Source organism: Moorena sp. SIO4E2, from assembly GCF_010671945.1.
GTDB lineage: Bacteria > Cyanobacteriota > Cyanobacteriia > Cyanobacteriales > Coleofasciculaceae > Moorena > Moorena producens.
The window spans coordinates 1-7,673 of sequence record NZ_JAAHIE010000210.1 but is presented as its reverse complement, the minus strand read 5'-3'; the positions used below and the strand labels follow the sequence as shown (position 1 = coordinate 7,673).

General features: G+C 43.9%; 7 protein-coding genes. 6 read left to right on the top strand and 1 reads right to left on the bottom strand.

The window, feature by feature from the left end; all coding sequences use genetic code 11:
- On the bottom strand, positions 1–910 hold a 910-nt coding region (locus tag F6K37_RS20595), incomplete at its 3' end, for a hydroxysqualene dehydroxylase (protein WP_287251789.1).
- Between the two features lie 89 nt (positions 911–999).
- Between F6K37_RS20595 and F6K37_RS20590 the strand changes: the two genes are divergently transcribed.
- From F6K37_RS20590 to F6K37_RS20565, 6 genes are all read left to right on the top strand, one after another.
- The gene (locus tag F6K37_RS20590) at positions 1,000–1,248 is read left to right on the top strand and encodes a hypothetical protein (protein WP_287251787.1); all 249 of its coding nucleotides are present in this window, start codon (positions 1,000–1,002) and stop codon (positions 1,246–1,248) included.
- Positions 1,249–1,839: 591 nt separating this feature from the next.
- Positions 1,840–2,643 carry an RNA-guided endonuclease InsQ/TnpB family protein gene (locus F6K37_RS20585; protein WP_287251786.1) on the top strand — a complete coding sequence of 268 codons (804 nt, stop codon included), beginning with the start codon at positions 1,840–1,842 and terminating at the stop codon, positions 2,641–2,643.
- Positions 2,621–3,208 (top strand): zinc ribbon domain-containing protein, encoded by a 588-nt coding sequence (locus F6K37_RS20580; protein WP_287251785.1) that lies wholly within the window; start codon positions 2,621–2,623, stop codon positions 3,206–3,208. Before F6K37_RS20585 ends, F6K37_RS20580 begins: the two co-directional genes overlap by 23 nt.
- Positions 3,209–3,350: 142 nt before the next feature.
- Positions 3,351–3,989 (top strand): sigma-70 family RNA polymerase sigma factor, encoded by a 639-nt coding sequence (locus F6K37_RS20575; protein WP_287251784.1) that lies wholly within the window; start codon positions 3,351–3,353, stop codon positions 3,987–3,989.
- A gap of 82 nt (positions 3,990–4,071) precedes the next feature.
- Positions 4,072–5,055 (top strand): DUF1822 family protein, encoded by a 984-nt coding sequence (locus F6K37_RS20570; protein ID WP_008187080.1) that lies wholly within the window; start codon positions 4,072–4,074, stop codon positions 5,053–5,055.
- A 250-nt stretch (positions 5,056–5,305) separates the two neighbouring features.
- Positions 5,306–7,673 (top strand): CHASE2 domain-containing protein (locus F6K37_RS20565; RefSeq protein ID WP_287251782.1); only part of this gene is annotated, 2,368 nt, incomplete at its 3' end.

The following is a 7,673-nucleotide window of genomic DNA, read 5'->3' as shown; positions in this document are numbered from 1 at the left end:
CCCCTAAATTCATCAGGTTGCGGAATTCCTTGCGGCTTTGGAGCATGGTGCTACTCTGAAGGATTTTCTTCATACCATTGACACTGACAGCAAAAATCACCGCGTCAGCCTCAAAGCATTCATCACCACACATCACCCCTTTGGCCTTGCCTGTGTGGTCTAAAATAATGTCATTAACCCGTTTATTGGTAAGTACCTTTCCCCCGGCTTTTTCAATCTGTTCCACCCAGGGTTTAAATATCATTTGTGCTACCGTTCCTCGGCACCAGACCACATCAAAGTCCGGTTGGTGAGCCAAAATGAAGTAATACAGCATTCCTAGGGCGGCTGCGGCTGAACATTGCTCTCCTGGAGCAAATAAACCCACTAACAGCATGGGCTCAAAGGAATCCTTGTACAGTCGTGCGGAGACCCCAAACTGTTTAAATAATTCACGGGCGGTTACCGAGTCATACCTGGTCCACGCCTGGTGGGAATTATCGAAGTCAATAACGGCATAGAGCAGGGGTAAGGCAGAGAGCCGATCAATCAGGGGTAACCGTTTGAAGTCCGTGTATAGGAAGGTTCCTAGAGGGGTGGGAAGTCGTGGTTCATTTTGAAATATAGGGGATTCGACTTCTAATCCAGCAGGAGAATACTGGGAAGAACGGGTGAAAGGAGTGAAAGGATTGAGTCGGAGTTCCTTTACGAGGTTGAAAATGTTGTGATAGGGATACCAGAAACCATGAATTCCCCCTTCTACAGAACGTCCACCGGTCGTTTTCCATCCTGCCACTAAACCACCGGGATAGGAACTTGCTTCTAGGAGAGTGACATCGTAACCTTGTTTGGCTAAGTGGTGAGTTGCGCCTAAGCCTGCCCATCCAGCACCGACTACAACTACTCGTTTTCTTTCTGAGAGTTCTGACATTGACCTAAACTTGAGTCTATTGACAACTCTTTTCTCAGGATGACATAACTATGAAGTTATGTTAAGGTCACTGCGTAATCGGTGATGCGATGCTCCTTTGGAGCCGCTACGCGATCGCATTCGGCAAATCCTCAATACAGCAGTGGCTATTACCCATTACCCATTACCCATTACCCATTACCCATTACCCATTACCCATTACTCTCCAAAAAAAAAAGCGGCTGCAACCATTGCTACAACCGCCACTGTACATCAACTGGGAGGAAATCCTAGAGGCATATGTCAAAAACTGTCCAAGATGTTTGACAAGCTCTAGTAAAGCTACGTTACTTACTTAATACAAGGTGTCTTCCACAGATTCCCGAAAATTTGATCAGAAATTTCTGGCAATTGGGAAACATCACTGCTTGCCTTAGGTGTTAGGAGTTAGGTGTTAGGTGTTAGGTGTTAGGTGTTAGGTGTTAGGTATTAGGTATCAGGTATTAGGTGTTAGGTCTTACAACTTAACTTAAAATCTTGTATTTTAACCGCCAAGTAATTATTTAGTGATATTTTATATTAACTGTTAGATATTAACTGTTAGATATTAACTGTTAGATAGTTAATCAAAGTTTCTAGTCCCTAGTAATTAACACATAATACCTAGACTGTCAACAGCTGAATACTGGGTTAGTCTTAACCAAAACTCCGAGTATCCTGGAGTAGTTGAGCTAGCTTAGCAGGAGCCTCACACCATAATCTTTGATTTGGTGTGAGAGGAATGCGCGGCTGTTAAAGGGGTATTGAACCCCTTTAACAGCCAATTACACTTTCAAAGAATCCTGAGATTTAATATATCTTCGTAATAATTTAATCATCTTTCATGGCAACCTTTCCAAAATCTATACACTAATTAGTGTATTATTAACTATAGTGACCAACACCAGGGGATGAAATACACTTACCAGTATAAAGCACTTCCAAGCACCGACCAAAAGCTAGAGATAAATCTTTGGCTAAGGATTTGCCAGTACTGGTATAATCGTCAGCTTGGTGAAAGGTTTGATTGGTGGGAACGTAACAGAACTTCGGTTAACTCTTGCCCCTTGGTCTGTCATCTTCCTGAACTGCGCGATCGCCCCAACTACTACAGCCAAAAGAAACTTTTACCAGGACTCAAAAAGGGTAAGGGAACAGTGGAATGGTCAGGATATGATTTAGATTTTTCACGGGTTCCAGCTAATACTCTGCAGCAGGTCTGTAAACGTGTAGATAAGGCGTTTGATCGGTTTATTTATGGGGACAATAACGGCAATAGGAGTGGTAAGCCTCGCTTCAAATCTCAACCTCGTTATCGCTCATTTATTGTTGAAGGAGCAGGTTTAACCCTGCATTCATGTTCGACTGGGGGAAAGTTCCTTTACCTGAAAATACCCAAGATCGGCTTGCTAAAAATTCGCTCTCACCGCCATCTACCGGATGGTGCAATCCTCAAACAAGTGCAATTCATCAAAAAAAGTGATGGATGGTTTGTAAACCTTAAACTTGATGATCCTACTGTTCCTGGTATTACACCTGATGTAATCGTGCCGAATTGGGAGAACTCCCTAGGAATGGATGCAGTACTTCACCAGGAGTACTATCTGGCGACATCTTTAGGGGGAAAGCTACCATCCGCCAAGTTTTTGAGGCGAAATCAATCTAAATTAGCCAAAATTTCCAAAAAGAAAAATGCTCGCACCTCAAGGCAGTAAAGCACGCCGAAAACTAGCGAAAAAAGAGGGGTTGCAACACCAAAAAATTGCTCGCGCCAGAAAAGATTTCCAATACAAGACTGCCCACAGCTTAGTAAGTACAGGCAAGAAAGTATTCTTTCATGAAAACCTCAACCTTAAAGGTTTAAGTAAGCGTAATGCACCATTACAATACAAAGAAGGGAAATACCTACCAAATGGTCAATCGGCCAAGTCCGGGCTCAACCTAAGTTGGGCGGATGCCGCTTTTGGAGAATTCTTTGTAATCCTTGGTCACATAGCTGCGAAAGCTGGAGCCGTTGTGGTTGCCAAGAATCCTGCTTATACCTCTCAATTGTTATCCTATCGAGATCAAGTGATTTTTACTGATTGCGGTATCCGGAAATATTGGGATGAAATAGAAAACCTCTGGGTTGATAGAGATATTAATGCTGCTATCAACATCAAGAGAGTGGGGCTGGACGTGTTCCCCACTATAAAACGCCTTAAAGGTAGCATCAAAATAGTTGATTCTATTACTGATGATACCTCCAAGGAAGTTCTACGCACTCTTCGGGGTGCCTGAGAAGCCTACACCATACCTTTAAGGTTGGTGTAGGAGCGTCACATTACAGACCTGAGGCTGACCCTGCATAACATATACATACCTGTGTGAACATAGTATTTTCGGAGAAAGGCAATATCAGCAAAGGCGGAGCGATCGCATTATGACTCAACTCTATGAGCAGCTCAACCAGCTAGTGACGGCAGCATGTAGTCATCCACCTGGAAGCGCTCACCGTCAAAAAAACTTAACAAAAATTATTCGTTTAGTCACTAAGAAACTTTGGCAAGAACATACTCCCTACTATCAAGACGCACTCCAACAAACCTGGATTTACTTTTGCCAGAATATTTGCGAAGGCAAAACCGGTAATCCCTACGACTCTAGCCGTGGCAGTGTGGTCACTTGGCTCAATTTCTACTTGAAGAAACGACTCCAAGACTTTCGCATCAAGAACATAGACGGACAAGGTAAGACAGTCTCTCCTATCAAGGCTCAAAATGGTGAAAACCTTGACCCGATCAATAGTGTGGCAGCTCCACCTGAGGTGCCTAGGTTACTCGAAGATGTTAGGGAATGGGTGGAAACGGCGGGTGTTGATAGTGATCTACGCACTACCCATGTTAAAGGTCATCCAGAGGTCACCTGCCAAGTCTTAATTTTACGACGCTTGCCTCCAGAAACTAGCTGGAAAACTCTCTCAGAAGAGTTTAATGTATCAATTTCTACATTAAGTAGCTTTTATCAGCGACAATGTTTGCCCCGTTTGCGTAAATTTGGAGAATCGGAAGGATATCTATAATAGGAGGTTCCTTAAAAAGACTTACCTTAACCTTAACCTGGTTCAGTCAAGGTGTTCACATCAGTACAGAAACACAATTCCTATGACCTACAACACCCATAACCTAGAACAATTTGCCCTTCCTCTGCCCATTACTGACAATGCACGCAGGAGTGCTGAGCAATTTGCTAGGCAGCAGCCTACCTCTGAAAAAGCTGAGCAAGTTCGACTCAACACCTTGGCTGTGTTGGTTGTCAATGATTACATGCAAATGCTGGGGATGCCTACAGATTTAAAAGCCTCAGACAGCTGGAATCCTATTATACGCCTGTTAGCTAATGTGGCCGACTTGGAAATATCCGATATCGGTCGTATCGAATGCCGACCGATCAAAGCCCAAGATTCCCTTTGCCATATTCCCCCCGAAGTTTGGTGTGATCGGATTGGCTATGTAGTTGTTCAGATTGATGAACAATCGTCCCAGGGAACAGTGTTGGGATTTACTCCAACTGCTGATACCGAAGAATTACCCATTAGCCAACTACGACCCGTTGACGATTTAATCGATCAGTTCCATCAACCCATCTCAGAGCTAGCCCAGAGAACTAGGGTAAACTTGAGTCAGTGGTTAGACAATGTGGTTGAAACCGGTTGGCAAACTCTCGAAAGCTTGGAAAACTTGTTAAACCCACCCGAACCAATTTTCGCTTTCCGCTCTTCTGGTCTAGAGTCAACTGAGGCGTTACCCCTAGAGGAAAATCTTGATGTGGGGATTAGGCGGGCTAAGTTAATCGACTTAGGGCTATTGCTAGCGGGTTCCCCCGTGGCTTTGGTGGTGGAACTTTTACCAGAATCTGAACTCAAGCAAAATATTTGCCTCAAGGTATATCCCACCGGTAGTAAAACCTATTTGCCTCCCAACCTCACACTCACTGTGCTGGATGGATCGGGAACAGTGTTTCTTGAAGCCCAAGCCAGACAAATCGATAATTACATTCAATTGCAGTTCAGTGGTTTACCAGGAGAGCAATTTAGTGTCGAAGTTGCCCTTGGCGATGCCAGGATTATTGAGGATTTTGCAATCTGATCCCGTAGCGTGGCCTACGGCCAATCTAGGAATTCCTGAATTTAGCCATCGACACACCACCGAAAGCGTTATAATTCAAAGTCCTTCGGGGATATATCGGTTATCTGGTGTCTTGTTTGATATCAGTTTTGATATCAGTCAGTGGTCAATCCTAAGGCACCGATACACCTTCTATAAACCTCTATAAACCTCTATAAATAAGTAAAATGAGGGTAGAAATCACATCTGCAACACCAGTGATCCATGACCAATGACAAATAACACGCGCAGCATTGGTAAATTAGTTGTCTTAAAGATAGGAGATGGTTGCTTTGACCAAGGGTTTCCAGTCACTTTACAGATTTTGGAAGAGGGCAAAAGCCCTTTGTTGGAAATCACTGGCAGGTTACCTCCTGCTCCGGAAATTATGCAATCGTGCCAAAGTTGGACAACGAGTTATCACAGTTTGGGGTTACGTTCCCGTCTAGAAGCATCTGTGGTACAAGTGACCAATGTATCTAAACTGGAACGGTGCTACAATGCAGCCCAAGTCTTAGGCGATCGCTTAAATGCTTGGCTATCCTCAGAGCCATTTCGACCGATTAAGGAGAAATTACTCGAACAACTATTACCCTCCGATGAAATTCGTCTCATTATTCAAACCGAGAACAGTTGTTTACGGCGACTGCCCTGGCATCTGTGGGATTTTTGGGAACGCTATTCCAAGGCGGAAATTGCTTTAAGTGCCTTAAAGTTTGAACCAGTCACTCTAAATCCCAAGCCCCACCAGAAGGTGAAAATTTTAGCAATTATTGGCAATAGTATTGGTATTGATACCGAAGCGGATCAGAAGTTGCTAGAGAAATTACCTGATGCTCAGCTCACGTTCCTTATAGAACCCAAGCGCCAGCAAGTCAATGAAGCCCTTTGGGAGCAATCTTGGGATATCCTGTTTTTTGCTGGTCATAGTTCTAGTAAAAACGATGGGGAAACGGGTCACATTTATATTAATAAAACCGATAGTTTAACCATTAATCAGTTAAAATTTGGCTTAAACAGAGCAATTGTAAAAGGCTTAAAAATAGCGATTTTTAATTCTTGTGATGGCTTGGGTTTAGCCTCGAATCTGGCTAATTTACGGATTCCCCAAATTATTGTGATGCGAGAACCGGTACCCGACCGGGTTTCACAGGAATTTTTGAAATATTTTTTAACCGCTTTTGCTGGAGGGCAGTCTTTTTATTTAGCAGTGCGAGAAGCTAGGGAACGATTACAAGGGATAGAAGATGAGTTTCCTTGTGCAACTTGGTTACCGATAATTTGTCAGAATCCTGCCGCCAAGCCACCGACTTGGAAAGAGTTGAGGAAAAGTGTTCCTTTACCAACTCAACCTCCAACTCCACCTCCACCTCCACCTCCACCTCCACCTCCACCTCCAAACTTCGTCAAGGTATTAGTGAGCAGTTTGGTAATTACATGCTTCTTGATAGTTATACAGCAGCTCGGTTTACTGCAAGGTTTGGAGTTGAAAGCCTTCGACCACCTGATCAATAGAAGACCAGCGGAGTTTCCCGATTCCCGTCTGATAGTGGTAGAGGTGACTGAAGAAGATATTGAAGCTCAGCAGTCGGATTTAAGACCAGCTACCTCCTTATCAGACCGATCACTCCAACAACTGTTAGAAATACTTAATTCCTCTCAAGCCAAAGTCATTGGCCTAGATATTCATCGTGATTTTCCTGTAGCCCCAGATTATCAGGATTTGGGAAGGCTCCTAGAGCAAAGCGAGAATTTGGTTACGGTCTGCAAAGCCAGTAACGAAGAGGATAAAGGAATTTCACCGCCCCCAGAAGTTCCGAAACAAAACTTGGGCTTTAGTGATGTTGTAGTTGACCCAGACGGGGTGATCCGTCGCCATCTGTTGGCGTTTAACCCTGATCCAAAATCAGTGTGTAGTGCTTCTTATGCTCTGAGTACCCAGTTGGCCATGCGGTATCTAGTGGCAGAGGGAATCTTTCCCAAATACACAGAAGCTCAAAAACAAGATAAACAATACTTACAGCTAGGTGATGTAGTCTTTAAACCCTTAACCCATCATACTGGCAGTTATCATAAGCTTCATGCCTGGGGACACCAAATCATGCTGAATTACCGTTTTCACCAATCTCCAGAGGATTTTGTGCCCCAAGTCACTCTCTCTCAAGTTCTAAAGGGTAAGATCAATCCTGATGCTTTCAAGGGAAAAATTGTTCTGATTGGGGTTACTGCTCCCAGCCGTAAGGATTATTTTTTTACACCCTATAGTAAAGGTAATGACATAGAGGATCAAACACCAGGGGTAATTATTCATGGCCACATGGTAAGTCAGATTCTCAGTGCTGTTTTAGATGAGCGACCCCTGATACGGCATTGGCCTGCATGGCGTGAAGTAGTGTGGATTTGGGGTTGGGGCCTAACGGTTGGTCTGGTTTGTTGGCGCTGTAAATCCTCCCTACGTTTGGGTGTGTTGCTGTTGGCTCTATCGATTCTCTACGGGTCCTGCTTAGGTCTTTTGAAACAAGGGTATTGGGTACCATTAGTCCCCTCAGCATTGGCTGTGGTGGTTATTGGTAGTTTTATTGTTCTCTATGATCAACCTT

Excerpts from the sequence above, each read along its gene's own strand:
- F6K37_RS20590 (WP_287251787.1), top strand. The coding sequence starts at position 1,000 with ATGCTCCTTTGGAGCCGCTACGCGATCGCATTCGGCAAATCCTCAATA.
- F6K37_RS20585 (WP_287251786.1), top strand. The coding sequence starts at position 1,840 with ATGAAATACACTTACCAGTATAAAGCACTTCCAAGCACCGACCAAAAG.
- F6K37_RS20580 (WP_287251785.1), top strand. The coding sequence starts at position 2,621 with ATGCTCGCACCTCAAGGCAGTAAAGCACGCCGAAAACTAGCGAAAAAA.
- F6K37_RS20575 (WP_287251784.1), top strand. The coding sequence starts at position 3,351 with ATGACTCAACTCTATGAGCAGCTCAACCAGCTAGTGACGGCAGCATGT.
- F6K37_RS20570 (WP_008187080.1), top strand. The coding sequence starts at position 4,072 with ATGACCTACAACACCCATAACCTAGAACAATTTGCCCTTCCTCTGCCC.